At 62.8% G+C, this 25,481-nt stretch carries 23 protein-coding genes; 11 read left to right on the forward strand and 12 right to left on the reverse strand.

Translation table 11 applies throughout. The annotated features are described in order from the left end of the window. The first annotated feature begins 108 nt into the window (after positions 1–108). On the forward strand, positions 109–960 hold the full coding sequence (locus DZG07_RS01975; RefSeq protein WP_119813897.1) for a metal ABC transporter permease: 852 nt from the start codon (positions 109–111) through the stop codon (positions 958–960). Between the two features lie 60 nt (positions 961–1,020). Here the strand turns inward: DZG07_RS01975 and DZG07_RS01980 are convergent, their stop codons facing one another. The 5 genes from DZG07_RS01980 to DZG07_RS02000 form a co-directional block, all read right to left on the reverse strand. Then, a complete protein-coding gene (locus DZG07_RS01980; protein ID WP_091911556.1) occupies positions 1,021–2,133 on the reverse strand; it encodes an ABC transporter ATP-binding protein in 1,113 nt (370 codons plus the stop codon). 30 nt (positions 2,134–2,163) lie between these two features. Continuing rightward, on the reverse strand, positions 2,164–3,828 hold the full coding sequence (locus tag DZG07_RS01985) for an alpha-glucosidase (RefSeq protein WP_119813899.1): 1,665 nt from the start codon (positions 3,826–3,828) through the stop codon (positions 2,164–2,166). 6 nt (positions 3,829–3,834) lie between these two features. Beyond that, entirely contained in the window at positions 3,835–4,989 is a 1,155-nt protein-coding gene (locus DZG07_RS01990; RefSeq protein ID WP_091911559.1) for a carbohydrate ABC transporter permease, read from the reverse strand. Position 4,990: 1 nt separating this feature from the next. Next, positions 4,991–6,004 (reverse strand): sugar ABC transporter permease, encoded by a 1,014-nt coding sequence (locus DZG07_RS01995; protein WP_091911560.1) that lies wholly within the window; start codon positions 6,002–6,004, stop codon positions 4,991–4,993. A 202-nt stretch (positions 6,005–6,206) separates the two neighbouring features. Then, complete coding sequence (locus DZG07_RS02000) at positions 6,207–7,562, reverse strand: ABC transporter substrate-binding protein (RefSeq protein ID WP_091911562.1); 1,356 nt, start codon at positions 7,560–7,562, stop codon at positions 6,207–6,209. Positions 7,563–7,914: 352 nt separating this feature from the next. Between DZG07_RS02000 and DZG07_RS02005 the strand changes: the two genes are divergently transcribed. Both DZG07_RS02005 and rpe read left to right on the forward strand, forming a co-directional pair. Continuing rightward, positions 7,915–8,937 (forward strand): substrate-binding domain-containing protein, encoded by a 1,023-nt coding sequence (locus tag DZG07_RS02005; RefSeq protein ID WP_119813901.1) that lies wholly within the window; start codon positions 7,915–7,917, stop codon positions 8,935–8,937. 89 nt (positions 8,938–9,026) lie between these two features. After that, positions 9,027–9,701 carry a ribulose-phosphate 3-epimerase gene (gene rpe / locus DZG07_RS02010; protein WP_119813903.1) on the forward strand — a complete coding sequence of 225 codons (675 nt, stop codon included), beginning with the start codon at positions 9,027–9,029 and terminating at the stop codon, positions 9,699–9,701. 269 nt (positions 9,702–9,970) lie between these two features. Here the strand turns inward: rpe and nagA are convergent, their stop codons facing one another. Genes nagA through DZG07_RS02030 form a run of 4 tightly spaced genes read right to left on the reverse strand, consistent with a single transcriptional unit; the run spans position 9,971 to position 13,821 of the window. Continuing rightward, positions 9,971–11,134 (reverse strand): N-acetylglucosamine-6-phosphate deacetylase, encoded by a 1,164-nt coding sequence (nagA, locus tag DZG07_RS02015; protein WP_119813905.1) that lies wholly within the window; start codon positions 11,132–11,134, stop codon positions 9,971–9,973. Beyond that, positions 11,131–12,141, reverse strand: a complete 1,011-nt coding sequence (locus DZG07_RS02020; RefSeq protein ID WP_119813907.1) for an SIS domain-containing protein — start codon at positions 12,139–12,141, stop codon at positions 11,131–11,133. Before DZG07_RS02020 ends, nagA begins: the two co-directional genes overlap by 4 nt. A 35-nt stretch (positions 12,142–12,176) precedes the next feature. Further along, positions 12,177–12,944: a GntR family transcriptional regulator gene (locus DZG07_RS02025; protein ID WP_091911570.1), complete on the reverse strand. Its 768-nt coding sequence runs from the start codon at positions 12,942–12,944 to the stop codon at positions 12,177–12,179. After that, the gene (locus DZG07_RS02030) at positions 12,937–13,821 is read right to left on the reverse strand and encodes a BadF/BadG/BcrA/BcrD ATPase family protein (RefSeq protein ID WP_119813909.1); all 885 of its coding nucleotides are present in this window, start codon (positions 13,819–13,821) and stop codon (positions 12,937–12,939) included. Before DZG07_RS02030 ends, DZG07_RS02025 begins: the two co-directional genes overlap by 8 nt. 198 nt (positions 13,822–14,019) lie before the next feature. Here DZG07_RS02030 and DZG07_RS23700 point away from each other — a divergent pair, with 198 nt between their 5' ends. From DZG07_RS23700 to DZG07_RS02065, 8 genes are all read left to right on the forward strand, one after another. After that, a complete protein-coding gene (locus DZG07_RS23700) occupies positions 14,020–14,160 on the forward strand; it encodes a hypothetical protein (protein WP_162931533.1) in 141 nt (46 codons plus the stop codon). A gap of 106 nt (positions 14,161–14,266) precedes the next feature. Next, positions 14,267–15,526: an ABC transporter substrate-binding protein gene (locus DZG07_RS02035; protein ID WP_119813911.1), complete on the forward strand. Its 1,260-nt coding sequence runs from the start codon at positions 14,267–14,269 to the stop codon at positions 15,524–15,526. 65 nt (positions 15,527–15,591) lie between these two features. Beyond that, positions 15,592–16,242 carry a hypothetical protein gene (locus DZG07_RS02040; protein ID WP_119813913.1) on the forward strand — a complete coding sequence of 217 codons (651 nt, stop codon included), beginning with the start codon at positions 15,592–15,594 and terminating at the stop codon, positions 16,240–16,242. Continuing rightward, on the forward strand, positions 16,235–17,155 hold the full coding sequence (locus DZG07_RS02045; protein ID WP_119813915.1) for a sugar ABC transporter permease: 921 nt from the start codon (positions 16,235–16,237) through the stop codon (positions 17,153–17,155). The genes DZG07_RS02040 and DZG07_RS02045 overlap by 8 nt, the downstream gene beginning before the upstream one ends. A 10-nt stretch (positions 17,156–17,165) precedes the next feature. Then, positions 17,166–18,005, forward strand: a complete 840-nt coding sequence (locus DZG07_RS02050) for a carbohydrate ABC transporter permease (protein ID WP_119813917.1) — start codon at positions 17,166–17,168, stop codon at positions 18,003–18,005. Beyond that, the gene (locus tag DZG07_RS02055; protein WP_119813919.1) at positions 18,002–19,069 is read left to right on the forward strand and encodes a Gfo/Idh/MocA family oxidoreductase; all 1,068 of its coding nucleotides are present in this window, start codon (positions 18,002–18,004) and stop codon (positions 19,067–19,069) included. The genes DZG07_RS02050 and DZG07_RS02055 overlap by 4 nt, the downstream gene beginning before the upstream one ends. A gap of 21 nt (positions 19,070–19,090) precedes the next feature. After that, positions 19,091–20,092 (forward strand): ABC transporter ATP-binding protein, encoded by a 1,002-nt coding sequence (locus DZG07_RS02060; protein ID WP_119813921.1) that lies wholly within the window; start codon positions 19,091–19,093, stop codon positions 20,090–20,092. Positions 20,093–20,141: 49 nt separating this feature from the next. Then, positions 20,142–21,359, forward strand: a complete 1,218-nt coding sequence (locus DZG07_RS02065; protein ID WP_119821303.1) for an adenylate/guanylate cyclase domain-containing protein — start codon at positions 20,142–20,144, stop codon at positions 21,357–21,359. 21 nt (positions 21,360–21,380) lie between these two features. Here DZG07_RS02065 and DZG07_RS02070 read toward each other — a convergent pair whose 3' ends face one another. From DZG07_RS02070 to DZG07_RS02080, 3 genes are all read right to left on the reverse strand, one after another. Further along, on the reverse strand, positions 21,381–22,226 hold the full coding sequence (locus tag DZG07_RS02070) for a fumarylacetoacetate hydrolase family protein (protein WP_119813923.1): 846 nt from the start codon (positions 22,224–22,226) through the stop codon (positions 21,381–21,383). A gap of 22 nt (positions 22,227–22,248) precedes the next feature. Next, positions 22,249–22,983, reverse strand: coding sequence for an SDR family oxidoreductase (locus DZG07_RS02075; RefSeq protein ID WP_119813925.1), 735 nt, complete (start codon positions 22,981–22,983; stop codon positions 22,249–22,251). A gap of 114 nt (positions 22,984–23,097) precedes the next feature. Further along, on the reverse strand, positions 23,098–25,473 hold the full coding sequence (locus DZG07_RS02080; RefSeq protein ID WP_119813927.1) for an aldehyde dehydrogenase family protein: 2,376 nt from the start codon (positions 25,471–25,473) through the stop codon (positions 23,098–23,100). Positions 25,474–25,481: the final 8 nt, after the last annotated feature.

Raw genomic sequence — 25,481 nt, forward strand, 5'->3', positions numbered from 1 at the left:
TCTCCCCGTAAAAGACGGGGAGAGGGAGGCGTCAGCGTTGCAGCTTCGTCCTTCCTCCCGTCCTTCACGGGGAGAAGGTGCAGGCAGGCGGATGAGGGGCAAACAATCATGACCGAAACCCTCCTCATGCCATTCGCATTCCCCTTCATGCAGCAGGCTTTCGTCATCGCCGTGCTGGTCGCCATACCCATGGCGATGCTGTCGGCGTTCCTGGTGCTGAAGGGCTGGTCGCTAATGGGCGATGCCATCAGCCATGCGGTGCTTCCGGGCGTGGTGCTTGCCTATATCGCCGGCATTCCGCTCGCCATCGGCGCGTTTGCCGCCGGCATGGTCTGCGCGCTTGCCACCGGCTTCCTGAAAGAGAACAGCCGGGTCAAGGAAGACACGGTCATGGGCATCGTCTTTTCCGGCATGTTCGGCCTCGGCATCGTGCTCTACACCAAGATCCAGACCGACGTTCACCTCGACCACATCTTGTTCGGCGACATACTCGGCGTGACCTGGGGTGATGTCGCGCAGACCGGCATCATCGCCGCGATTACCGTCGGCGCGATCGGCATATTCGGACGCGACCTGCTGCTGCACGCCTTCGACCCGCAGCACGCGCAGGCGATCGGCCTGCCGGTGAGGCTGCTGCACTACGGGCTGCTGGCGATCCTGTCGCTGACCATCGTCGGGGCGCTGAAAGCGGTCGGCATCATCCTGGCGATCGCCATGCTGATCGCGCCGGGGGCGATCGCCTTCCTGCTGACGGACCGGTTCTCGCGGATGATGCTCGTCTCCGTCATCATCGCGGTGGCGGCATCCTTCTTCGGCGTCTACCTCAGCTTCTTCATCGACAGCGCGCCCGCGCCGACAATCGTGCTTCTGATGAGCATCGCCTTCATCGTGGCCTTCATCTACTCGCGCTGGAAGACCGCCCGCGCCGAGCGCAGGCTGACCGAGGCGAGAATATCCTGAGAGGTTGCAGACACAACAACGGCGGGGCAAAACCCCGCCGTTGTCATGCGCGTCTTGGGATCAGGCCGCTTTCGCAGCCAGGCGGTCGCGCGCGAAGGAGCGTCCATCAGCGTCGAAGATATGCAGGTCGCCGGGATCGGCGGTCAGCCGCAAGACGGCACCGCGCGTGATCTCGGCATTGCCGGGCAGCTTCGCCACCAACGGTTCGGTGACGCGGCCAACCTGGATATAAGCCATCTGCACTTCACCGAGCTGTTCGATGTAATCGACGACGCCCTCGAAGAGAAAATCCTTACCCGTCGCGATGTTGAGGTCTTCCGGGCGCACGCCGAAACTGACCTTGGTGCCTGCAGCGTCTGCCGGCGTTGCCACGGGAACGGACACGTTGTGTCCGCCGACGTGGCTGACGATCGTCGGCTGGCCCGTCTTTTCGATCGTTGCCGGCAAAATGTTCATTGCCGGCGAGCCGATGAACTGCGCGACGAACAGATTGCCGGGATGGCGGTAAAGCTCCATCGGCGAGCCGACCTGCTCGATGCGGCCATCCTTCAACACCACGATACGGTCGGCAAGCGTCATCGCCTCGACCTGATCGTGGGTGACGTAGATCATCGTCGTTTCGGGCATGCTCTCCTTGAGCTTGGCGATCTCGATGCGGGTCGCGACGCGCAGTGCTGCGTCGAGGTTGGACAGCGGCTCGTCGAACAGGAACACCTTCGGATTGCGCACGATGGCGCGGCCGATGGCGACGCGCTGGCGCTGGCCGCCGGAAAGTGCCTTGGGCAGGCGTTCGAGATATTTGGTGAGCTGCAGGATTTCGGCGGCCTGGCGCACGCGCTTGTCGATCTCGGTCTTGTTTTCGCGGCCGATCCGCATGCTGAAAGCCATGTTGTCGTAGACGGTCATATGCGGGTAGAGCGCATAGGACTGGAACACCATGGCGATGCCGCGCTTGGACGGCGGCACGTCGTTGACCTTCTCGCCGGCAATCTCAAGCGTGCCGCCGGTGATTTCTTCCAGCCCGGCGATGGTGCGCAGAAGCGTCGACTTTCCGCAGCCCGACGGTCCGACGAAAACGATAAACTCGCCGGACTTTATGTCGAGATCTATGCCGTGCAGGATGTTGAGGTTGCCATATGCCTTCTTGACGCTGGTCAATGTGAGATCGGCCATAATATCCTCCCGATTTCCTTTGTTCCCCGATCAGGCGAGACGCCCGAACCAGGCTTCATAAGCTCCAAGCCGAATCGCGCCGGCGCCGGCATTTCCCGAAAATCCATGACCCGACAGCGGCTGCGCCGTGTCGTTTCCGCCGAGATCGATCACCGCAGGCGCCGAGCCCAGATTGAAGGCGCAGACGATTTCCTCGTTGCCTTCGCGACGGGTGAAGGCGACCGCGTCACCGTCTGCCGCGAGGAAGGAAATATCGCCCTTGGTGAGTGCCGGATGCATACGGCGGAAGTCGAGGAAGCGGCGGTAATGCTCAAGCAAGGACGCTTCGTCGCCTTCCTGAGCGCTGACCGACAGCGGCAGATGATCCTTCGACACCGGCAGCCATGGTTTCGCGGTCGAGAACCCGCCATTGGCAGCGTTGCCATCCCAAACCATCGGCGTGCGGCAGCCATCGCGGCCCTTGAATTCGGGCCAGAAGCGGATGCCGTAGGGGTCTTGCAAATCCTCGAAAGCGAGATCGGCCTCGCCGAGACCAAGCTCCTCGCCCTGATAGATGCAGACCGAGCCGCGCAGCGACATGAGCAGAGCCGAAAGCACCTTCAGATAGGCGGTGCGATCGGCCTCGCCCCCGCCCCAGCGCGAGGCATGGCGCATCACGTCGTGGTTGGAGAAGGCCCAGCACGACCAGCCGTCGCTGGCAACGTCGCCGAATGTTTCCAGCACGGTCCGCACGCGGGCAGCGGTGATCTTTTCCGGCGCCAGGAAGTCAAAGGCGTAGCACATCTGCACGCGGTTATCGCCGGCGGTGTAGGCGGCGACGATATCGAGGCCGCGCTGTGCATCGCCGACTTCGCCAACTGCGGCAGCCGCCGGATATTCGTCGAGCAGAGCGCGGAAGCGCTCGAGGAAACCGAGATTGTCGGACTGGCTCTTGTCGTAGAGATGGTCCTGATAATTGTAGGGGTTCACCGCCGGCGCGATGGAATCGTTGCGCTGCTCCTTCGGCAGCGGCGGATTGTCTTCCAGCCCGGCGGAGTGGAAGTAGAAGTTGATCGTGTCGAGGCGGAAGCCGTCGACGCCGCGCTCCAACCAGAAGCGGGTGGCGTCGAGCACGGCGTCCTGAACCTCGACATTATGGAAGTTGAGATCAGGCTGCTCCGCCAGGAAATTGTGCAGGTAATATTGCAGACGCCGCGCGTCCCACTGCCAGGCCGAGCCGCCGAAGATCGACAGCCAGTTGTTGGGTGGCGTGCCGTCCGGCTTGGCATCGGCCCAGACGAACCAGTCAGCCTTGGGGTTGGTGCGCGAAGCGCGGCTTTCCCGGAACCATGGGTGCTCGTCGGCAGTGTGCGAGATGACCTGGTCGATCATCACCTTGAGGCCCAGCCGGTGCGCCTCGGCAATCATCGCGTCGAAATCGGCAAGCGTGCCGAACATCGGGTCGACGTCGCAATAGTCCGACACGTCATAGCCGAAATCCTTCATCGGCGACTTGAAGAACGGCGAAATCCAGATCGCGTCGACGCCGAGCCCGGCGATATAGGGCAGGCGCTGGATGATGCCTTTCAGGTCGCCGATGCCGTCGCCGTTCGAGTCCTGATAGCTGCGCGGATAGATCTGGTAGATCACCGCGCCACGCCACCAGTCGCGGTCGACCGCCGGTTCAGGATGTTCGATTATGCGTGCAGCATGCATGGGCGGTCAGCCTCCTTTGACGGAGCCCGCGAGCAGGCCGCGGACGAAATAGCGTTGAAGCGAGAAGAACACGGCCAGCGGCACCAGAATGGTGACGAAGGCCGAGGTGGTGAGGATTTCCCAGTTGCCACCGCGCGAGCCGAGCAGGGCATTGAGTTTTCCCGTGAGCACGAGCTGGTCCGAGCCCGAGCCCAGGAACACCATTGCCACCAGAAGGTCGTTCCAGACCCAGAGGAACTGGAAGATGGCGAAGGAGGCGAGCACCGGGAAGGACAGCGGCAGCACGATCTTGATGAAGATCTCGAAATCGCTGGCGCCGTCGATGCGCGCCGATTCCATGATCTCGCGAGGCAGACCGGCGATGTAGCTTCTGAGCAGATAGATGGCGAAAGGCAGGCCGAAGCCGGTATGCGCCAGCCAGATGCCGAGATAGGTCTTGGCCGGCACACCGAAGAACGCGCCGACGCCGTTGTAGAGCTTGAGCAGCGGGATAAGCGACATCTGCAGCGGCACGACGAGTAGGCCGATGATGGTTGCGATCAGCAGCGCGCGGCCGGGAAAGCGCATCCAGGCCAGCGCATAGGCTGCAAAGGCCGCAATCAGGATCGGGATGATGGTGGCCGGTATGGTCACCGTCAGCGAGTTGATGAAGGAGCGCCCGATGCCTTCGGAAAACAGCACCGTCTGATAGTTGTCGGTGGTGAAGCGCGGCGGCATCGAGGAGGCGAAATAGATGCGGCGGCCGCGATCGCCTTCAAAGGCGACCGGCGAGGATTGCACATAGGAGCCGTCGTCATTGACCTGAAGCGTCACGCCATCGCCGAGGTCGGCAACGGCGCCTGCCGCAAACTCGGTCGGAGCCTGCGACTTGATGCCGAAGGCGCTGATCGTGCGGTTGTCGCCGGCCTTGAGCAGATTGCCCATGATCAGGAATTTGCCGTCTTTCTGAACTTGGTCGGCGGCGGTGCCCAGCCGCCCGTCGTCGTTCTGCGAGGAGGTGACCAGCGACGTCCACCAGCCGGTGACGGCAAGCTGGTTCTTGTCGCGCAGCGAGCTGACGAGGATGCCGAGCGTCGGGATCGTCCAGATCGCGACGAAGATCAGAACCGCGATATGGACGCCGAAGCGGCCGAGGAAGGATTTTCCGGTGGAGCTGGCCATCTCAGTGTCCTCCGCCTTCGCGATTTGCCTGACGAATGTTCCAGATCATGATCGGAACGACGGCCAGCATGATGATGACGGCGATGGCCGCGCCGCGGCCGAAATCGCCGCCGCCGCGGAACATCCAGTCGAACATCAGGTTGGCCAGCGTGTTCGAATTCCACTGGCCGTTGGTCATGGTCAGGACGATGTCGAAGACCTTCAGCACGAGGATGGTGATGGTGGTCCAGACCACGGCGATGGTGCCCCAGATCTGCGGGATCATGATCTTCCAGAAAATCTGGAAACCACTGGCGCCGTCGATGGTCGCCGCCTCGATCGTCTCGTCGGGAATGCCGCGCAGCGCCGACGACAGGATGACCATGGCAAAGCCGGTCTGGATCCAGATCAGGATGACCATCAGGAAGAAGTTGTTCCAGAACGGCGTCGATATCCAGACCTGCGGATTGCCGCCGAAATACTGGACGATGGCGTTGAGGATGCCGATCTGCGGCTGGCCCTCGCCGCGATATTCATAGACGAATTTCCAGATGACGCTGGCGCCGACGAAGGAGATGGCGAGCGGGGCGAAGACCAGGCTCTTGGCGATGTTGCCCCACCAGATCTTGTCGGTGAGCACCGCGATGATGAGGCCGAGGAAGGTGCAGGCGGCCGGCACGACGGCAAGCCACAGGATGTTGTTGAAGATCGCCTGCAGGAACTCCCGGTCGCCGAAGGCCCAGCTGTAATTGGCCATGCCGACGAAGTTCTGCCCGGTGCGGTCGTGAACGGAAAGGATCAGCGTGGCGACAACCGGGTAGATCAGGTAGACGGCGAGGATGATCATCGCCGGGCCGACGAACAGCCATGGCCGGATGTAGCCCTGCCGGCGAAGGTTATCGATAGCAGCCGCGCCCGACACACCGCGCGAGGGGAAGATGACATCGAGTAGGCGGTTTGCTGTCCAGAAATAGACGACGCAGCCGCCGACGCCGATGATGATCGTGAAAACCGCTGAGAGAAGCTGTGCCGTCATGGGATCGTCCCCCCTGATCAGACTTGCGATAATTTCCTTAGAGCCGTTCAGCTTTTTGATAGAAACGTTGAACAGCTCTAACTATTTGTTTTTACGCAATTCCGAACGGAAAACCGCTACACACTTTTCCCGGAATTGCTTAGGCATCCTGCCGGAAGGATCCGGGCCGTTGGCCCGAATCCTGTTTGCGGCCTGATTGGCCCTACTTGATCGCGTCCCAGCTCTTCTGGACGTCGGCTGCCACGTCGGCTGCCGGCTTGCCGCCGACCAGATCGATCATGCCGGTCCAGAAGGCGCCGGCGCCGATCTTGCCGGGCATCAGGTCCGAACCATCGAAGCGGAAGGTCGAGGCGCCCGACAGTATCTCGCCCTGCTTCTTCAGGGCGTCGCTGGCATAGGCGTCGTTGTTGACCGATTTGAACGGCGTGACGAAGCTGCCCTGCGCCATCCACAGCTCATGCGCCAGCGGCAGCTTGAGGAACTCGATGAAGGCGCGCGAGGCCTTGGTGTCCTTGGTGATCATCGCCAGCGTGCCGGCGCCGAGAACCGGCGTACCGAGTTCGGGCTTCGAGGCATAGGTGGGATAGTAGAAGAAGTCCGCATCCTGCCCGAGCTTGGTGCCTTCCGGGAAGAACGAGGGAATGAACGATGCCTGATGGTGCAGGTAGCATTTCGGCGGCACCGAGAAGAGACCCTTCGGGCTGTCGCGGAAATCGGTTGCGGACACTGCGGCGGCACCGCCGCTGACCATCTTGTCGTCGGTGGCGATCTTGGCGAAGATATCGAGCGCGCCGATCACAGCCGGATCGTTGAACGGGATCTCGTTCTTGACCCATTTGTCATAGGTTTCCGGCGGCTGCGTGCGCAGCATGATGTCTTCGACCCAGTCGGTCGCCGGCCAGCCGGTGGCGCCACCCGAACCCAGGCCGATGCACCACGGCGTGCCGCCATCGGCGATGATCTTTTCCGACAGAGCCTGCAGTTCTTCCTGCGTCTTGGGAACTTCGTAGCCGGCTTCCTCGAAATTATCCGGCGAATACCAGACCAGCGACTTCACGTCGGCCTTGTAGGGAAAGGCAAAATAGCCGGCCTTGCCGTCCTTGTCCTTGAAGGTGCCGAGATCGACCCATGACTGGCCGGCGCCGTAATTGTCCTTGACCCAGGCGGCCGTCTCGTCGCCGAGCGGCGTCAGCAGGCCCTTAGAGGCCAGGTCCTGGATCAGGCCCGGCTGCGGCAGGATGGCGATGTCGGGCGGGCTGCCGGCCTGCGTGTCGATGACGATCTGCTGCTCGTAATTCTCGGACGAGGAGTATTTGAGATCGACGCCGGTGGCTTCGCTGAAATATTCGAGAACGTTGCGGACCAGCGCTTCGTCCTCACCGCGCCACGGTCCGAAAATGGAGAGCGTCTGGCCCTTGAGGTCGACTTTCTTCAATGTTTCGAAATCGGCCCAGTGGAAACGGGCGTCCTCGCCCGGCTTGAATTTCAATTCCGCCTGAGCGGGCGCACCGAGCGCCAGCGCTGCCAGCGCCACGCCTATGAAAAGGCTCTTTCTCATCGACTTTCCTCCCAGTGGTCACAGGTCATCGGCGAAACCTCCATTTCGCCGTGCCGATGTCGCCCTGGTCGCGTCCGCCTTGCGGAACCGTCAACTCCCGACCGTGCTGGCCGAAAGTCTTCCAAAGCGCTTTGGCTACTTTTATCATCGCCGCCGAAACGGGTCAGAGTCAAGCGTCATGTTACATAAACCGATTTAAATTGCAAATTTGCTGCGTTGCGTCATTGTTTTTTGCGTCGCAACAGCGAATTTCACTTCTGAAACGAGCTTTCTGCACCTAAACTGGAAATTCCGGATTTGGGTAAGGGCAAAGGAAAATACCGATGTTTAAAAGCGCTTTGAGGATAGAGGCGTGAACCTCAAGCAACTGTCGCTGATGCTCGACCTGTCGCAGACCACGGTCAGCCGGGCGCTCAACGGCTATCCCGAAGTCAGCGAGGAAACGCGCCGGCGCGTGGCGGACGCCGCAAAGCGCCACGGCTATCGCCCCAACCCCAGCGCGCGCCGTCTGGCGACCGGCAAGGCGGGCATGATCGGCTATGTCATGCCGACTGGCGCCAGCGTCGATATCGATCCGCATTTCGTCGAATTCCTGTCGGGGCTGGGCGACTATGCCCGCGCGCATGATCTGGATCTGGTGCTGAGCCCGGCCGATGCCCGCGACGAGGAAACGACCTACCGCCGCATCGTCGCCAACAAGCAGGTCGATGCGGTCTATGTCTCCGCACCGCGCCATGGCGACAAGCGGGTGGCGCTCATTCATCAGCTCGGCATGCCCTTCATCGTCCACGGCCGCAGCGAGGGGCTGGATTTCGATTATCCCTACCTCGACATCGACAACGAGGCCGCCTTTCACGAAGCGACACGGCTTCTCGTCCAGCTCGGCCACAAGCGCGTTGCGCTGATCAATGGCGACGATACGCAGACCTTTGCGATCTTCCGCGAACGGGGCGTGCGGCGCGCGTTGGCGGCAAGCGGCATTGCGCTCCCGCCGATCTTGCTGCGATCGGTGGCGATGACCGAGGAAAACGGCTACCGCGCCACCCGCAGCCTGCTCGAACAGAGCGAGGCGCCGACGGGCATCGTCTGCTCCAGTCTGATCATGGCGCTGGGCGCGGTGCGTGCGGTGCGCGATCTCGGCCTGACCATTCCCGGTGACCTGTCGCTGATCGCCCATGACGACGTCTTCCCATGGCTCAAGCCGGAAAACTTTTCCGTGCCGCTGTCGACGACGCGCTCTTCGATCCGCGCGGCGGGCCAGCGCATTGCCGAACGGCTGGCAGCACGCATCTCAGGGCTGGAAACCGGCGCACGCGGCGAAATCTGGCCGGTCGACCTCGTCGTGCGCGGCTCGATCGCCGGCGCACCTAGCTGAACCAGCGCAAACCGGCTTTCTTCTATCGACAATCGCGGGGCCAGGCTTTACGGGGCGAGGAAATTTTTCGTGACCCTGAAAGGCCCGGCATGCGCACAAAAACCCTGATCGCCCCTTCGGTGCTGGCATCGGATTTCTCCAGGCTTGGCGACGAGGTCGCGGCTGTCGCGGCAGCCGGTGCCGACTGGATCCATCTCGACGTCATGGACGGCCACTTTGTTCCGAACATCACCTTCGGCGCGCCGGTCATCAAGGCGATCCGCGACCGCACCGACAAGGTGTTCGACTGCCATTTGATGATAACGCCGGCCGACCCCTATCTCGCGGCCTTTGCCGACGCCGGCTGCGATATCATCACGGTCCATGCCGAGGCCGGCCCGCATCTCGACCGCTCGCTGCAGGCGATCCGCAATCTCGGCAAGAAGGCCGGCGTTTCATTGAACCCGTCGACGCCCGAAAGCGTCATCGAATATGTGCTCGACCGGCTCGATCTCGTCCTGATCATGACCGTCAATCCCGGCTTCGGCGGCCAGGCTTTCATCCCGGCGATGGTGGAGAAGGTTAGGCGCATCAAGGCGCTGATCGGCGACCGCCCGATCGACATCGAGATCGATGGCGGTGTGAGTGCCGAAACCGCGCCGCTGGTCACGGCTGCTGGTGCCAATGTGCTGGTGGCGGGCGCTGCGATCTTCAAGGGCGGCAGTGAAGCGGCATACCGCGCGAATATCGAGGCGATCAGGACGGCGGCTGACGGGGCTCTGTAATCTCCCCCCTCGAGGGGGAGATGGCGCGTAGCGCCAGAGGGGGTCGGTCAAGGCAGCGCTCACCATTGCTCGGAAGTCGAGCACTGCGCCGGCGAGCCCCTCTCCGTCTCGGCTTCGCCGAGCCACCTCTCCCCATTTCATGGGGCGAGGAACCTAGATTCTGCGAGGCCGCGCGATTTCAGAACTTGGGTTCCTCGCCCCGCTTGCGGGGAGAGGTGGCGCGCGAAGCGCGACGGAGAGGGGCTTCTGCGATCCGCAAACTTACGCGGTCAACTCGCCGCGAAAACCTTCTCACCCTCAATCCAAACCCCCTCCACATCCAGCGCATCCGACAGATGCACGATGCTGGCGGCAGCGCCCTCGCCGAGATGGCCAAGACGGACGGCCTGTCCGACCGCCTGCGCGGGATAAAGCGAGGCCATGCGCAGCGCCTCGTCAAGCTCAAGCCCGATGGTCTCACGCATGAAACGTACCGCCGAGATCATGTCGAGATCGGCGCCCGCCAGCGTGCCGTCTTCCAGCGTCAGCCGGCCATTCTCGCGGCGGATCAGCCGGCCGTTCAGCGTGAACGACTTCATGTCGGTGCCGATGGTCGCCATGGCGTCGGTGACGAGGAATATCCGAGCCGGCCCCTGCTTGGCGCGCAGCGCAATGCCGATGGTCGCAGGATCGACATGGATGCCGTCGGCGATCAGGCCGGCCGACAGTGTGCCGGTGTCGATCGTCGCCCCTGCCAGCCCCGGTTCGCGATTGCCGATCTGGCTCATCGCGTTGAACAGATGCGTGACCATGGTGGCACCTGCGGCAGCCATTGCCCGCGTGGTCTGGTAACTGGTGTCGGAGTGGCCCAGGCTGACAATGACGCCGGCGCTTGCAAGCCCGGCGACGCGACGCTCGTCGACCGACTCGGGCGCAACGGTGGTCAGAAGCACCGGCATCTTTTCGCGTGCGGCGATCAGCCTTGTCTCGTCCTCGTCGGTCATCGGCCGGATCAGCGCCGGGTCGTGCGCGCCCTTGCGGGCCTTCGACAGATGCGGGCCTTCGAGGTGGAGGCCGAGGAAACCCGGCACCTTCTGCAGCGCTGCCTGCGCGCCTGCCGCGATGGCGGCTTCGGTGATTTCCGGCGTGTCGGTGATCAGCGTCGGCAGCAGCGCCGTGGTGCCGAAAGGCACGTGGGCTGCGCAGATGGTGCGGATCACTTCCAGCGATGGGCCATCATTCAGCATAATGCCGCCGCCGCCATTGACCTGAAGGTCGATGAAGCCGGGCGCAAGGATACCGCCCTTGAGTTCGATCAGGCTTATGCCGGCAGGCAGGCTGCCGCGCGGCGCGATGCGCTCGACGCTGCCGTCGCGAACGATAAGCGCGGAGTCTTCATGCCACGCCTGTCCGTCGAAAATGCGTGCGCCGGCGATGGCAAAACGATCAGTCATAGGGTCTCGGTCACTTTTCTCAGGTTTCGCGGTTCGTCGGGGTTCAGCCCGCGATGGCGGGCGAAGGCCTCGACGAAGCCGTAGAAGGAAACTATCAGCGCCAGCGGGTCGGTCAGCGGATGGCCGGTGGCGACGTAGGGCAAGCGCACCGCCTTACCCGCTTTTTCCGATGTCATGAAGACCGCCGCGTGCTTTTCGGCAAGCTGGCCGACGACATCGGCCATGGACAGTTCCGACGCATCCCGCGCCGCCAGTGCCAGCACCGGGAAGCCGGGGCGCACCAGCGCCAGCGGGCCGTGCATGACCTCCGCCGCACTATAGGATTCGGCATGCATGGCGCAGGTTTCCTTGAACTTCAGCGCCGCCTCGTTGGCGATGGCGAAGGAAGGGCCGCGGCCGAGAATGAACAGTGAGCTTTCGCCGGCAAGTGCTGCGGCCAGTTCCATCCAGTCGCAATCGACCGCCTTTGCCAGATGCACCGGCAGGTCGCGGAGCGCATTCATCAGCGCATCGTCATTGGTGCAATGCGCCATCAGCGCCAGCCCGGCGACCGCCGAATTCATGAAGGTCTTGGTTGCCGCGACACTCTTTTCCACACCGGCCAGAATGTCGATCGTGTGGTCGGACGCTTTTGCCAGTGGCGAATCCGGCGTGTTGGTCAGCGCAATCGTCAGCGAACCCGCCTTGCGGGCGGCATCCGCCATGGCGACGATGTCCGGGCTCTTGCCGGATTGCGAGATCGCCAGGCAGGCGGAACCGGCAAGACGAAGCTTTGCACCATAGATCGAGGCGACGGAGGGGCCGACGGAGGCGACCGCCAGACCGGCGGTAAGCTCGATCGCGTATTTCAGAAAGGAAGCAGCGTGGTCGGATGAGCCGCGCGCGACGGTGACGATGAAGCGCGGGTCGCGCTCCCGGATGTCGCGGCCGGCCTCGGTCAGCGCCTGACCGGAACCGTCGAGCAATCGCGCCACGGCGTCGGGTATTTCGACGATTTCGCGCCGCATATGGGTGGTGTGAGTCACTTACAGTCTCCGAGATGCTATTCCGAACCCGCCAGGCGCAGTTCGGCGACGAAGTCATAGGCGTCGCCGCGATAGATGGAGCGGGTGAATTCGATGACCTTGCCGGTCGCCAGATAGGAAATCCGCTCGATGTTGAGGCTGGCCGAACCGGGCGGCACGTCGAGCAGCTTGGCGTCCGCTTCGCCGAGATTGGCCGCGGAAATCCGCTGCACGGCGCGAACGGGACGGTTTCCCGTGCGCTCCAGCACCGCATAGAGCGAGGAGCCGATGGCTGCCGGGTCCGGCAGGACGGTGGCCGACAGCGAAGCGCGTTCGATCGCCAGCGGCGTGTCGTTTGCGATGCGCAGGCGGCTGATGCGGGCGACCAGTTCCTTGGCCGACAGGCCGAGCACCATGATCTCGTCGGGCGAAGGCGGATAGACGCCACGGTCGAGCCAGGTCGAGGTGACCGCCATGCCGCGCCTGGCCATATCCTCGGTGAAGGAGGTGAGCCGCGACAGCGATTGCTCGACACGCTCGACACGCGGCGCGACGAAAGTGCCGGAGCCGTGGCGCTGTACCAGAATGCCGCCCTTGACCAGATCCTGCACCGCCTTGCGCACGGTGACGCGCGAAACGTCGGCTTTCACCGCGATATCGCGTTCGGAGGGCAAGGCATCGCCCGGCCCGATGACGCCGCGCTGGACCGCGTCCTCGATGCTCTTCTTCAGTTGCAGGTAGAGCGGCGCACCGTTGCGCGCAGACGCCTTCACGGTCGAGAAAATCTGTTCCGCGACGTCAGGCATGGGCGGGCGCTCCGGCATTGCCGAACAGCCGCGCCGCCATCGTCACGGCGCCGCCTAGTGCGTCCTGCAGCGGCGCATGCATCATCGCCTGATAGCGGGCCGACATATAGGGCGCGACGAGGCCGGCGAGGCCGCCGAGCAGGCAAAGCCTCTGGCCGGGTTCGAGCTTCAGCGCGTCCAGCGCTTCCTCGAGATCGCCGACGGCGCGCTGAAGCACGCGCGCGGCGACCGGGTCGCCCTTGCCGGCATGGTCGAACACCATCGGTGCGAAAGTGCCGAAATCGGCCGGTTTCGATGCCGCGCCGAACTTGACGATGTCGCGCGGATCGCCGGCGAATTTCTTCATCACCGCCTGCGTCAGCGCTGAGCCGGGACGGATGTCATCATGGGCGAGCAGCGTTTCCTGCAGCAGGTCGCGGCCGATGCGCGCGCCGCCGCCGAGATCGCCGAGCAAAAAACCCCAGCCGCCGATGGTCTGCATGGCGTCGCCCTTGCGCGACATGAAGATCGAGCCGGTGCCGATGATGGCGATGGCGCCGTCATGGTCGCCGAGCGCACCGTTCATGGCGATCAGCGCGTCGCTTTCGACGAGGCTGCGGCGGAAGGGCAGGATCGCTTCGAGCTGCTGCTTGTAGCCGCCGACATTGGTGCCGGCGAGGCCGAGCACTGCCGACGTGTCAGGGATGTGGCCGGGGTCCAAGTTCGCCTCGACGAAGGCCAGCCGCGCCGCCTCGACGATGTTGTGGCGGGCGCCGTCCAGATCGGTCATGATGTTGGCCGGGCCGCTCTTGCCGCGGCCGACGACGTCGCCGGAAGCCGTCGCCAATGCGGCCCTGCAGCTTGTGCCGCCGCCATCTATCCCGAGCACCAGATTCACTGTGAAGTCTCCTCGTCGGTCATGATACCAATAAAATACCAATAGCCAAGGATTAATTTCCGAGCAACGACGACAGAAGCGAAACCTATTGATTTATAACAATTTTATACACCTTCCCCATCGTCATCTCGGCTAATTCGTTAACGCGGCTGGACAAGTGGTATTTTTTTGGTATTGTCGATCCAGAGAGGAGATTTGATGGCCGACACGCGTACCGGAATGGTGCACGAAAGGGCCGGCGCGTTGCAAATGCGAGCGCCTGCGAACACGCACCAGCTATCCTCCGACGCGGACGCGATCCTGCCTGCCGCCGGCATTCGAATGCCGGCGCAGCATTGAGACTGCTCGAAAATGCGGGCCGAGTTTCGCCCGTCTTGTCGAGAATGGAGGAGAGCGAGGGCTCTCATCAAAATCGAACCTGAACAGGTCAACAGGGAGAACCGAAATGAAACGTACGGCACTAACCACGCTTCTGATGGCAACCAGCATCCTCGGCTCGGCCGGGCTTGCGGCTGCACAGGATGCCGCGCTTACAGTCGAAAGCTGGCGCAATGACGACCTTGCCATCTGGCAGGAAAAGCTCATCCCCGCCTTCGAGAAATCAAATCCCGGCATCAAGGTCACCTTCGCGCCATCCGCGCCGACCGAATACAACGCCGCGCTGAACGCCAAGCTCGATGCCGGTTCCGCCGGCGACCTCATCACCTGCCGCCCGTTCGATGCCTCGCTCGAACTCTACAACAAGGGCCAGCTTGCCGATCTCGCCAGCCTGCCCGGCATGGAAAACTTCTCCGACGTCGCCAAGTCCGCGTGGACGACCGACGACGGCAAGGCGACCTTCTGCGTGCCGATGGCATCCGTCATCCACGGCTTCATCTACAATCAGGAAGCCTTCGACAAGCTCGGCATCAAGCCGCCGGCAACCGAGGAAGAATTCTTCGCAGCGCTCGAGAAGATCAAGGCCGACGGCACCTACATCCCGATGGCTATGGGTACCAAGGATCTCTGGGAAGCCGCGACCATGGGCTACCAGAACATCGGCCCGACCTACTGGAAGGGTGAGGAAGGCCGCCTGGCGCTGATCAAGGGCGACCAGAAGCTGACCGATCCGGACTGGGTCGAGCCCTATGCGACGCTTGCCAAGTGGAAGCCTTATCTCGGCGACGGTTTCGAGGCGCAGAGCTATCCGGACAGCCAGAACCTGTTCACGCTCGGCCGCGCTGCGATCTACCCGGCCGGCTCGTGGGAAATCTCGGTGTTCAACACGCAGGCCCAATTCAAGATGGGCGCCTTCCCGCCGCCGGTGCGCAAGGCCGGCGACACCTGCTACATCTCCGACCACAACGACATCGGCATCGGCATGAACGCCAAGAGCAAGAACCCCGAAGCAGCGAAGAAATTCCTGTCCTGGGTCGCTTCGCCCGAGTTCGCCACCATCTACGCCAACGCGCTGCCGGGCTTCTTCAGCCTGTCCTCAACGCCGGTGAAGATGGAAGATCCGCTGGCGCAGGAATTCGTGTCCTGGCGCGAGAAGTGCAAGCCGACGATCCGCTCGACCTACCAGATCCTGTCGCGCGGCACGCCGAACCTCGAAAACGAGACCTGGGTCGAATCGGCAAACGTCATCAACGGCACCGATACGCCCGATGTGGCAGCCAAGAAGCTGCAGGACGGTCTCGACAGCTGGTACAAGCCGGCAAAATAAGGCTCAGGCAGCAGGTCGGGTCGCGCATCATGCGCGGCCCGGCTTCTAACAACCAGTCGAACTAGATGACACCGCAAGAGCTGGCGACGCGCCACCCCAAACTTTTTCATGTGACAGCGGCGGGAGCTGCTCGAAGTATCCTTGATCACGGTCTCTATTCGACCCGAGACATACTTGAACGCTGGGAAGTGTCTGCGGGGAAAAGGTTGGAACTGATGACGCGCCGACGCCCTCGCGCGGTTGCGCTAGATCACCCAAAACGTGGGCGGGTTATCATCAACGACAATGCCCCTCTTCATGAAGGCAAATTAGCCAATGTTCTCGACGACGGCCTAACATCTGGCGATTGGCTTGAGATGCTCAACAGTCGCGTTCTCTTCTTCGTAGCCGGCAAACCACTCAGACAACTAATCGGCTCCGTTATGAACAGAGGCACCGCGAAGGACATACTGGAACTGGATACTGAACGGCTCGCACAGGCGTATGGTGATTACATGGAGATCGTGCCGATTAACTCGGGGAACACAAACTACAACGCCGTGCGCCGCGGATACGCGACTTTTGCGGCCCTACCTGAGACGGATTACCAAGTGTGGCGGCACCGGCGCGCCAAATGCACGCCTGACAGCATCAAGGAAGTGGCCATTCGGGGGTCGATTCCCGATATTTCAGATTTCGTCCTTAAGGTGATCGAAGGAACTGCAGGGCATGACTGACCGTAGCCCCACACGCTGGCATATCGCCGTTTTCCTGGCGCCGGCGGTGCTTGTCTATACGGCGTTCATGATCCTGCCGCTGTTCGGCACGCTGCAGCTATCGCTGTTCACTGCCGACGGCCACCAGTCCCGCATCTTTGCCGGGCTCGACAATTTCCGCCGGCTGTTCTTCGACCCGCGCTGGTCGGCTACCTTCTGGAATGCGCTGTGGAACAACACCTGGTTCTTCATCATCCACATGCTGGTGCAGAACCCGATCGGCATCGCGCTGGCAGCCCTGCTTTCCAGCCCGAAACTGCGCTTTTCGGCTTTCTACCGCACCGCGATCTTCATCCCGACCGTGCTGTCCTTCGTCATCGTCGGCTTTGCCTGGAAGCTGATCCTCAGCCCGCTCTGGGGCGTGGCGCCGAACCTGCTCGACCTCGTCGGCCTGAAGAGCCTGTTCGTGCCGTGGCTCGGCAAGGAGGAATATGCGCTGACCACGCTCGGCCTGATATCCGTGTGGCAATTCGTCGGCATCCCGATGATGCTGATCTATGCCGCCCTGCTGTCGATTCCAGACGAGGTGATCGAGGCCGCCGAATGCGACGGCATCACCGGCATGTCGCAGTTCTGGAAGATAAAGCTGCCGCTGATCCTGCCTTCGATCGGCATCATTTCGGTGCTGACCTTCGTCGGCAATTTCAATGCCTTCGACCTGATCTATTCGGCGCAAGGCGCGCTCGCCGGTCCGAACTATGCGACCGATATTCTCGGCACCTTCCTATACCGCACCTTCTTCGGTTTCCAGTTGCAGACGGGCGACCCCTATATGGGCTCGACCATCGCCTCGATGATGTTCTTCATCATCCTCACCGGCGTCTGCCTCTACCTCTTCGCCATCCAGACGCGCCTGCGTCGGTATCAGTTCTGAGGGCGGCGCGATGAGCAAGGCAACACACTCCCTCCCCCGCACCATCGCCGCCCACGCGGTGCTGATCGCCTATACGGTGATCGCGCTGTTTCCGGTCGTGGTGATCATCATCAACTCGATGAAGTCGCGCAATGCGATCTTCCGCACGCCATTGTCGCCGCCGACGCCCGAGACCTTCGATCTCGTCGGCTACACCACCGTTCTGGCGCAAGGCGATTTCTTCCTCTATTTCCAGAACAGCTTCATCGTCACCGTCGCCTCGCTGTTCTTCGTGCTGCTGTTCGGCGCGATGGCGGCCTTCGCGCTCGCCGAGTACCGCTTCAAGGGCAATACGCTGATGGGGCTCTACCTGGCGCTCGGCATCATGATCCCGATCCGTCTCGGCACCGTCGCGATCCTGCAGCTGATGGTGGCGAGCGGGCTGGTCAACACGCTGACGGCGCTGATCCTCGTCTATACCGCGCAAGGCCTGCCGCTCTGCGTGTTCATCCTGTCCGAATTCATGAAGCAGGTGTCCGACGATTTGAAGAATGCCGGCCGCATCGACGGGCTCAGCGAATACCGCATCTTCTTCCGCCTCGTCCTGCCGCTTGTGCGTCCGGCCATGGCGACCGTTGCCGTCTTCACCATGATCCCGATCTGGAACGATCTGTGGTTCCCGCTGATCCTGGCGCCCTCGGAGGCGACCAAGACGGTGACGCTCGGCGCGCAGCTCTTCATCGGCCAATACGTCACCAACTGGAATGCCGTGCTGGCAGCGCTTTCACTGGCGATCCTGCCGGTGCTGGTGCTCTACCTCATCTTCTCGCGGCAATTGATCCGCGGCATCACCTCGGGAGCCGTCAAGTGAGTGCGTCCAGTGAAAAGCCCCTGCGCGTCGTCGTTGCCGGGCTCGGCAATATGGGCCGCAGCCATGCGCTGGCCTATCACAACAATCCCGGCTTCGAGATCGCATCGCTGGTCAACCGCTCGGATGTGCCGCTGCCGGCGGAACTGTCGGGCTATGAAATCCGCCGTTCCTTCGAGGACACGCTGCGCGAGCTGAAGCCGGACGTCGCCTCGATCAACACCTATTCCGACAGCCACGCCGATTACGCAGTCGCTGCCCTCGAAGCCGGCTGCCACGTCTTCGTCGAAAAGCCGCTGGCAACGACCGTTGCCGATGCCGAGCGCGTCGTGGCGGCGGCCAAGGCCAACGGCAAAAAACTGGTGATTGGCTACATCCTGCGCCATCACCCCTCATGGATCAGGCTGATCGCCGAGGCGCGCAAGCTTGGCGGGCCCTATGTCTTCCGCATGAACCTGAACCAGCAGTCGAGCGGCCACACCTGGGAAACCCACAAGCAGCTGATGAAGACGACCTCGCCCATCGTCGATTGCGGCGTGCATTATCTCGACGTCATGTGCCAGATCACCGATGCCAGGCCGGTCGAAGTACGCGGCATGGGCGTGCGCCTGTCCAACGAGATCGCCTCCGACATGTATAATTACGGCCATCTGCAGGTGCTGTTCGACGACGGTTCGGTCGGCTGGTACGAGGCGGGCTGGGGGCCGATGATTTCCGAAACCGCCTTCTTCGTGAAGGATGTCATCTCGCCCAATGGCTGCGTCTCGATCGTCATGGATGAGAAAGCAAAATCCGACGATGTCGATGCCCATACCAAGACCAATATGATCCGCGTGCACCACGCCGCCACCGGCAAGGACGGCCGCTTTGCAGCGCCGGACCAGAACCTGTCGATGAGCGGCGAGCCCGGCCATCAGGATCTGTGCGACCTGGAGCAAGCCTTTCTGCTGAAGGCCGTCCGCGAGGACATCGACCTCACCCGCCATATGAGTGACGCCGTGAAATCGCTCGCCGTCTGCCTCGCGGCGGATGAAAGTGTGCGCACCGGCCGCGCTGTTACGCTGTAGGAAACGGAAGGGAACGACCAGTTGGGTTCGCTCAAAATCGAGAACGTCAAAAAATCCTTCGGCAGTGTCGACGTGCTGAAAGGCATCGACCTGGAGGTGAACGACGGCGAGTTCGTCGTTTTCGTCGGCCCCTCCGGCTGCGGCAAGTCGACCTTGCTGCGCGTCATTGCCGGGCTGGAGGACGCAACCTCCGGCAATGTGCTGATCGATGGCCGCAAGGTCGATGCCGTGCCGCCGTCCGATCGCGGCATCGCCATGGTGTTCCAGACCTATGCGCTCTATCCGCATCTCTCCGTGCGCAACAATATGAGCCTCGGCCTCAAGCAGGCCAAGACGCCGACTGAGGAGATCACGCGCCGCGTCGCCACGGCGTCGTCGATGCTGTCGCTGGAACCGTATCTCGAACGCCGGCCGGCAGAGCTTTCCGGCGGCCAGCGCCAGCGCGTCGCCATCGGTCGCGCCGTGGTGCGCGAACCAAAACTGTTTCTCTTCGACGAACCCTTGTCCAATCTGGATGCAGCCCTGCGCGTCAACACGCGGCTGGAGATCGCGCAGCTTCACCGGCGGCTGTCGGCAACGATGATCTATGTCACCCATGATCAGGTCGAGGCCATGACGCTGGCCGACAGGATTGTCGTGCTGAATGGCGGCCGCATCGAGCAGATCGGCAAGCCGATGGAGCTTTACAATTCGCCGGCTAATGAATTCGTCGCAAGCTTCATCGGCTCGCCCAAGATGAACTTCATCGACGGCGCTCGACTCGGCGAAGCAAAGGCCAAGACCGTCGGCGTTCGCCCCGAACATCTGACTGTCGACGCCAAATCCGGCACATGGAAAGGCACGGTCATCCATGCCGAGCATCTCGGCGCCGACACCAATCTCTATATCGACACGGAAAAGGCCGGCCTGTTGACCATTCGCATCTTCGGCGTCTACGACGCCGAGCCGGGTGCGACGCTCTATGCCACGCCCGATCCCGCGCGGACCTATCGGTTCGACGCGGAAGGCAAGACGCTGGCTTGAAAGCTGCTTTCGGCCGCTGCATCCTGCCTGTTGAAACGGTGCGGTGTCGATGAACGAAGAAAGCCTGAACCAGCTTGCAGACTGGATCGTCCAGCGCGGTCTCGCCGGTGACAGCGAGATCGCGCTTCTGCACGGCTTTTGCGATCGCTGCGTCGAGGCCGGGCTCGATCTCTCCCGCAGCGTTGCCATCGTCGACACGCTGCACCCTGTCTATGAAGGCCGGGCTTTCTTCTGGGCGCGCGACCAGCTGCTTGAAACGCCGGTCGTGGAATACGGCCCGAGCAATCAGGGCGAAGGCCTGGAGGAGTGGAAGAAGAGCCCGTTCTACCAGCTGCTTCAGAGCGGCGAGAACGAAATGCGGCGGCGGCTCTGCGACGGCGAGACCGAGGGCTTCTCCCTTTTCAGCGACTTGCAGCGGGAAGGCCAGACGGACTACCTGGCCATGGTACACCGGTTCGGCCGCGACGCCGCCATCGGCGAGCTGGACTGCATCCTGTCGCGCTGGACGACGGACCGCGCCGGCGGGTTCAGCGAAGCCGATGTCGCAGCACTTCGCCGTCTGGTTCCCGTACTGTGCCTGGCGATCAAATCGACATCGCTCGCGCGCATCGCCCAGTCTCTGGTGGAGGCCTATCTCGGTCGCGATGCCGGCCAGCGCGTCCTGCAGGGCCGTATATCGCGCGGCATCGTCGAAAGGATAAACGCCGTCATCTGGTTCTCCGACATGCGGGGCTATACCGCTTTGTCGGAGAGGATCGATTCCGACCAGCTCATTCCGCTTCTGGATGATTATGCGGAAATCGTCATTACGGCAGTGCAGGGTGCAGGCGGCGACGTGCTGAAGCTGATGGCCGACGGCATATTGGCTATCTTCACCGCTGACGATCCGGCCGATGCCTGCGTTTGCGCACTTCAAGCCGAAGCCGACCTTCGGCTGAGGCTGGAAGCACTCAACAACCGGCGGTCGGCCGAAAACCAACCGGTCACCGGCATTTGTCTCGGGCTGCATATCGGCGATGTCTTCTATGGAAACATCGGCAGCAAGGACCGGCTGGACTTCACCGTGGTCGGCCAGGCCGTCAACGAGGCGAGCCGCATCGAGACGATGTGCCGCTCGGCCGGGCGCGGCACGCTCTTTTCTTCGGCATTTCGAGACACCTTGCCGGAGGCGGAAAGGGCAAAACTCGTCTCGGTCGGACGCTACGCCTTGCGCGGCGTCGGCAAGGCGCAGGAGCTGTTCACACTCGACCCGGAAATCGCCGGCTGACGATTTCCGGTCGGGTTTGGCTCAGGCGTCAGCCTTCACATCCTGCCGCTGCTGCCCAAGGCCTTCGATGCCGAGTTCGACGACGTCGCCGGCCTTGAGGTAGCGCGGCGGCTTCATGCCCATGCCGACGCCGGGCGGCGTGCCGGTCGAGATGATGTCGCCGGGATGCAGCGACATGAACTGGCTGAGATAGGAAACGAGGTAGCGCACGCCGTAGACCATCGTCCTGGTCGAGCCGTCCTGCACCTTCTCGCCATTGACGGTGAGCCACATTTTCAGGTTCTGCGGGTCCGGCACCTCGTCCTTGGTCACCAGCCACGGACCGATCGGCCCGAACGTGTCGCAGCTCTTGCCCTTGGTCCATTGGCCGGAACGTTCGGTCTGGAAGGCACGCTCGGAGACGTCATGGGCCGTGCAATAGCCGGCGACATAGTCGAGCGCGTCGGCCTCGGAGACATATTTGGCCTTGCGCCCGATAACGACGCCGAGTTCCACTTCCCAGTCGGTTTTTTCCGAGCCGCGCGGGATCAGCAGATCGTCGTCCGGACCGACAATGGCCGATGTCGCCTTCATGAAGATGATCGGTTCCGGCGGCACGGTGGCGCCGGTCTCGGCGGCGTGGTCGGAATAGTTGAGGCCGATGCAGATGAATTTTCCCGTGCCATGCACGCAGGGGCCGATGCGCGGATTGCCGGTGACCACGGGCAGCGAAGCCGGGTCGATGCGCGCCAGCCGGTCGAGTTCCTTGGGATCGATGGTCTCGCCGCCGAGGTCGGCAATATGCTGTGACAGGTCGCGGATCACGCCATCCGCATCGATCAGGCCCGGGCGCTCGCGTCCCGCTTCTCCATAGCGCAGCAATTTCACGTCAAAACTCCTTCAATGAAAATCAGATCGTCCAGCCGCCGTCGATGGCATAGGCCTGGCCGGTGGTGTAGGTGGCGCCGGCAAGATAGACGGCGAGTGCAGCGATTTCATCCGGCGTGCCGAGTCGGCCCATCGGCTGGCGGGCGATGAAGGCGGCCCGCGCCGCCTCATAATCGCCGCCGGCGCGCATGCGGCCCTCCAGCGACGGGCTCTCCACCGTGCCGGGGCAGATGGCGTTGCAGCGAATGCCCTGGCCGATATGGTCGGCGGCGACCGCCTTGGTCAGCCCGATCACCGCTGCCTTGGTGGTGCCGTAGGCGAAGCGGTTCGGCACGCCCTTTATGCTCGACGCAACCGACGACATGTTGATGATCGCGCCGCCGCCGCGCTCGATCATGCCGGGCAGCACGGCGCGGATTGTTCGGATCATGGCCCGCACATTGAGGTTGAAGGCGAAGTCGAGATCGCTGTCCTTCATCTCGAGAATGGAGCCCGAATGGACGAAGCCGGCGCAGTTGAACAGAACGTCGACCGGGCCGATCTCGGCAAAGGCTTTTTCCACTGCCGCGTCGTCGAGCACGTCGAGTTTTCGCGTCACGATACCGGTTTCCCGCGTGAGTTCGGCAAGCAGCGTCTCGTTGATGTCGGTGGCGGTCACCGCTGCGCCTTCGCGCGCAAAGGCCAGCGCAGTCGCCCGGCCGATGCCCTGCGCCGCAGCCGTAATCACCACGCTCTTGCCGGCCGATGTCCCCGTCATGCTTCCTCCCGACGCAAAGCTCGCCCTCTGGCGGAGCAGCTCATCAAATTGTTTATTTATCGGTAAAGAACAAGACCAGAAGCGTCAAGCCCGATTGCCGCATGAGAAAACCGCTCAGTCGCCATAGGGAACCCAGACATTCTTCACCTCGACGGCGCGGCGCAGGAAGGCATCGCCGGCGACGAGATCGGAGCGCCAGTCGACATTCTTGCCGCCGCTGGTCCAGACCCGCTTGAGGTTGCCGATCGATTCCGCTTCGACCAGCTTGCAGGTGTCGGCATCAGCCACGCACCACAGTCCGTCGACATCGTCATGCTTGGCCAGCACCGCCGCCAGTTCGGCATGCTTGCCGGTGACGATGTTGATCGCGCCGCCTGGAACGTCGGAATATTCGATGACCTGATAGAGGTCGGTTGCCAGCAGCGCGTGCTTCTGGCTCGGCACGGCCACCACCGTGTTGCCCATGGCAAGTGCCGGTGCTGCCAGCGAGATCAGGCCGAGCAGCGGCGCCTCGTCGGGTGCGACGATGCCGATGACGCCGACCGGCTCATGCAGCGCCAGTGTGACGGCGCGAGCGGGCGGCGCATGCACGCGTCCTTCGAACTTATCGGCCATGCCGGCAAAGGAAAACAGCCGCTCGATCGAAAGCTCGACCTCCTCGCGCGCCGCCTTGGCGGTTGCGCCGGTAAGTTGCACCAGCCGCGCTGCGAATTCGTCCGCGCGGGCGGCGAGATTTTCGGCGAGGAAATAAAGCACCTGGCTGCGGTTGTAGCCGGTGGCCTCGGCCCAGGCCTTGGCGCCCCGCGCTGCCGACACCGCATCGCGAATGTCCTTGCGGCTGCCGAGCCCGACTTCGCCGGCAAGTTTTCCCTTCTTGTCGGCGACTGCGAGCGAATAATTGCCGTCCGGCCGCACCTGCTTGCCGCCGATGAACAGCTTTGCCGTGCGGTCGATGCCGATGCCATCGGCTTCCGCGCGCTCGGTGACTTTTTCCGTCACCGCCGGCTTGATCACTGAGCCCAGCGGCAGCTTTGCCGCCAGATATTCAAACATGCCTTCGCGGCCACCCTCGCGGCCGAAGCCGCTTTCGCGGTAGCCGCCGAAGCCGCATGCGGCGTCGAACATGTTGGTGCCGTTGACCCAGATCACGCCCGCCTTGATCTGCGGGGCTGCATGCAGCGCGAGGTTGATGTTTTCGCTCCACACCGAGGCCGCGAGGCCGTAACGCGTGTTGTTGGCAAGCTCGATCGCTTCCTCCGTCGAGCGGAAGGTCATAGCCGCCAGAACCGGCCCGAATACTTCTTCCAGAGCAAGGATATTAGCCGGCGAAACACCGGTCGCCAGCGTCGGCAGATAGAAATAGCCCGTCGAAGGCAGCGGGCAGTCCGGCTGCCAGCATTCGGCGCCCTGTTTCGCGCCCTCGGCCACCAGTCCGCTCACCCGGTCAAGCTGGGTCTTGTCGACCAGCGGACCGATATCGGTGTTCTTGTCGAGCGGGCTGCCGACGCGCAGACGGCCCATGCGCGTCTTGACCTTGGCGATGAAGGCGTCGGAAATACCTTCCTGCACCAGCAGGCGCGATCCGGCGCAGCAGACCTGGCCCTGGTTGAACCAGATGCCATCGACCAGACCTTCGACCGCGCTGTCGAGATCCGCATCCTCGAAGACGATGAAGGCAGACTTGCCGCCAAGCTCCAGCGACAGCTTCTTGCCGGAACCAGCAGTCGCCTTGCGGATGATCTTGCCGACTTCCGACGAGCCGGTGAAGGCGATTTTCTGCACGCCCGGATGATTGACGATCGCCGCACCGGCGTCCGGCCCGCCGGGCACGATGTTGACGACGCCCTTCGGCACGCCGGCGCGCTCGCAAATCTCGGCAAACAGAATGGCCGTCAGCGGCGTGTATTCGGCAGGCTTCAGCACCACGGTGCAGCCGGCGGCGAGAGCGGGCGCGATCTTCCACGCCAGCATCAGCAGCGGGAAATTCCACGGGATGATCTGGCCAACGACGCCGACCGGCCTGTGATCCGGGAACTCCTTGTCGAGCGACTGCGCCCAGCCGGCATGATGGATGAAATGGCGGATCGCCAGCGGCACGTCGATGTCGCGGCTCTCGCGGATCGGCTTGCCGTTGTCGATCGATTCCAGCACCGCAAACAGCCGCTGGTGGCGCTGCATGGCGCGGCCGATGGCGTAAAGCACCTTGGCTCTGGCGTAGCCGGACTGCGCACTCCATTTCGGCAGCGCCTTGGCGGCGGCGGCGACTGCCGTGTCAATATCGGCGTCACCCGCGTCGGAGATTTTTGCCAGCAGCTTGCCGGTTGCGGGTTCGCTGGTCTCGAAGGTCTTGCCGCCTGCCGCCGCCTTCCACTCGCCGCCGATGAACAGCGCCTTGCCGAAATCGCGCCCAGCAAGCCAGGCGTCGGCCTCGTTGCGGGCCTCTGGGGCCGCGTCATATTCCATCGCGGCGTAGCGTTCGAGAATGTTCATCGAAAAAT

It is taken from the genome of Mesorhizobium sp. DCY119 (assembly GCF_003590645.1).
Taxonomy (GTDB): domain Bacteria; phylum Pseudomonadota; class Alphaproteobacteria; order Rhizobiales; family Rhizobiaceae; genus Mesorhizobium_M.

What these genes read in the sequence shown, in the direction of transcription:
- DZG07_RS01990 (WP_091911559.1), bottom strand. Translation starts at nt 4,989, where the DNA reads ATGGCCAGCTCCACCGGAAAATCCTTCCTCGGCCGCTTCGGCGTCCAT.
- DZG07_RS01975 (WP_119813897.1), top strand. Translation starts at nt 109, where the DNA reads ATGACCGAAACCCTCCTCATGCCATTCGCATTCCCCTTCATGCAGCAG.
- DZG07_RS01995 (WP_091911560.1), bottom strand. Translation starts at nt 6,004, where the DNA reads ATGACGGCACAGCTTCTCTCAGCGGTTTTCACGATCATCATCGGCGTC.
- DZG07_RS02050 (WP_119813917.1), top strand. Translation starts at nt 17,166, where the DNA reads ATGAGCAAGGCAACACACTCCCTCCCCCGCACCATCGCCGCCCACGCG.
- DZG07_RS02020 (WP_119813907.1), bottom strand. Translation starts at nt 12,141, where the DNA reads ATGCGGCGCGAAATCGTCGAAATACCCGACGCCGTGGCGCGATTGCTC.
- DZG07_RS23700 (WP_162931533.1), top strand. Translation starts at nt 14,020, where the DNA reads ATGGCCGACACGCGTACCGGAATGGTGCACGAAAGGGCCGGCGCGTTG.
- rpe (WP_119813903.1), top strand. Translation starts at nt 9,027, where the DNA reads ATGCGCACAAAAACCCTGATCGCCCCTTCGGTGCTGGCATCGGATTTC.
- DZG07_RS02000 (WP_091911562.1), bottom strand. Translation starts at nt 7,562, where the DNA reads ATGAGAAAGAGCCTTTTCATAGGCGTGGCGCTGGCAGCGCTGGCGCTC.
- DZG07_RS02040 (WP_119813913.1), top strand. Translation starts at nt 15,592, where the DNA reads ATGACACCGCAAGAGCTGGCGACGCGCCACCCCAAACTTTTTCATGTG.
- DZG07_RS01980 (WP_091911556.1), bottom strand. Translation starts at nt 2,133, where the DNA reads ATGGCCGATCTCACATTGACCAGCGTCAAGAAGGCATATGGCAACCTC.
- DZG07_RS02075 (WP_119813925.1), bottom strand. Translation starts at nt 22,983, where the DNA reads ATGACGGGGACATCGGCCGGCAAGAGCGTGGTGATTACGGCTGCGGCG.
- DZG07_RS01985 (WP_119813899.1), bottom strand. Translation starts at nt 3,828, where the DNA reads ATGCATGCTGCACGCATAATCGAACATCCTGAACCGGCGGTCGACCGC.
- nagA (WP_119813905.1), bottom strand. Translation starts at nt 11,134, where the DNA reads ATGACTGATCGTTTTGCCATCGCCGGCGCACGCATTTTCGACGGACAG.
- DZG07_RS02080 (WP_119813927.1), bottom strand. Translation starts at nt 25,473, where the DNA reads ATGAACATTCTCGAACGCTACGCCGCGATGGAATATGACGCGGCCCCA.
- DZG07_RS02045 (WP_119813915.1), top strand. Translation starts at nt 16,235, where the DNA reads ATGACTGACCGTAGCCCCACACGCTGGCATATCGCCGTTTTCCTGGCG.
- DZG07_RS02025 (WP_091911570.1), bottom strand. Translation starts at nt 12,944, where the DNA reads ATGCCTGACGTCGCGGAACAGATTTTCTCGACCGTGAAGGCGTCTGCG.
- DZG07_RS02035 (WP_119813911.1), top strand. Translation starts at nt 14,267, where the DNA reads ATGAAACGTACGGCACTAACCACGCTTCTGATGGCAACCAGCATCCTC.
- DZG07_RS02065 (WP_119821303.1), top strand. Translation starts at nt 20,142, where the DNA reads ATGAACGAAGAAAGCCTGAACCAGCTTGCAGACTGGATCGTCCAGCGC.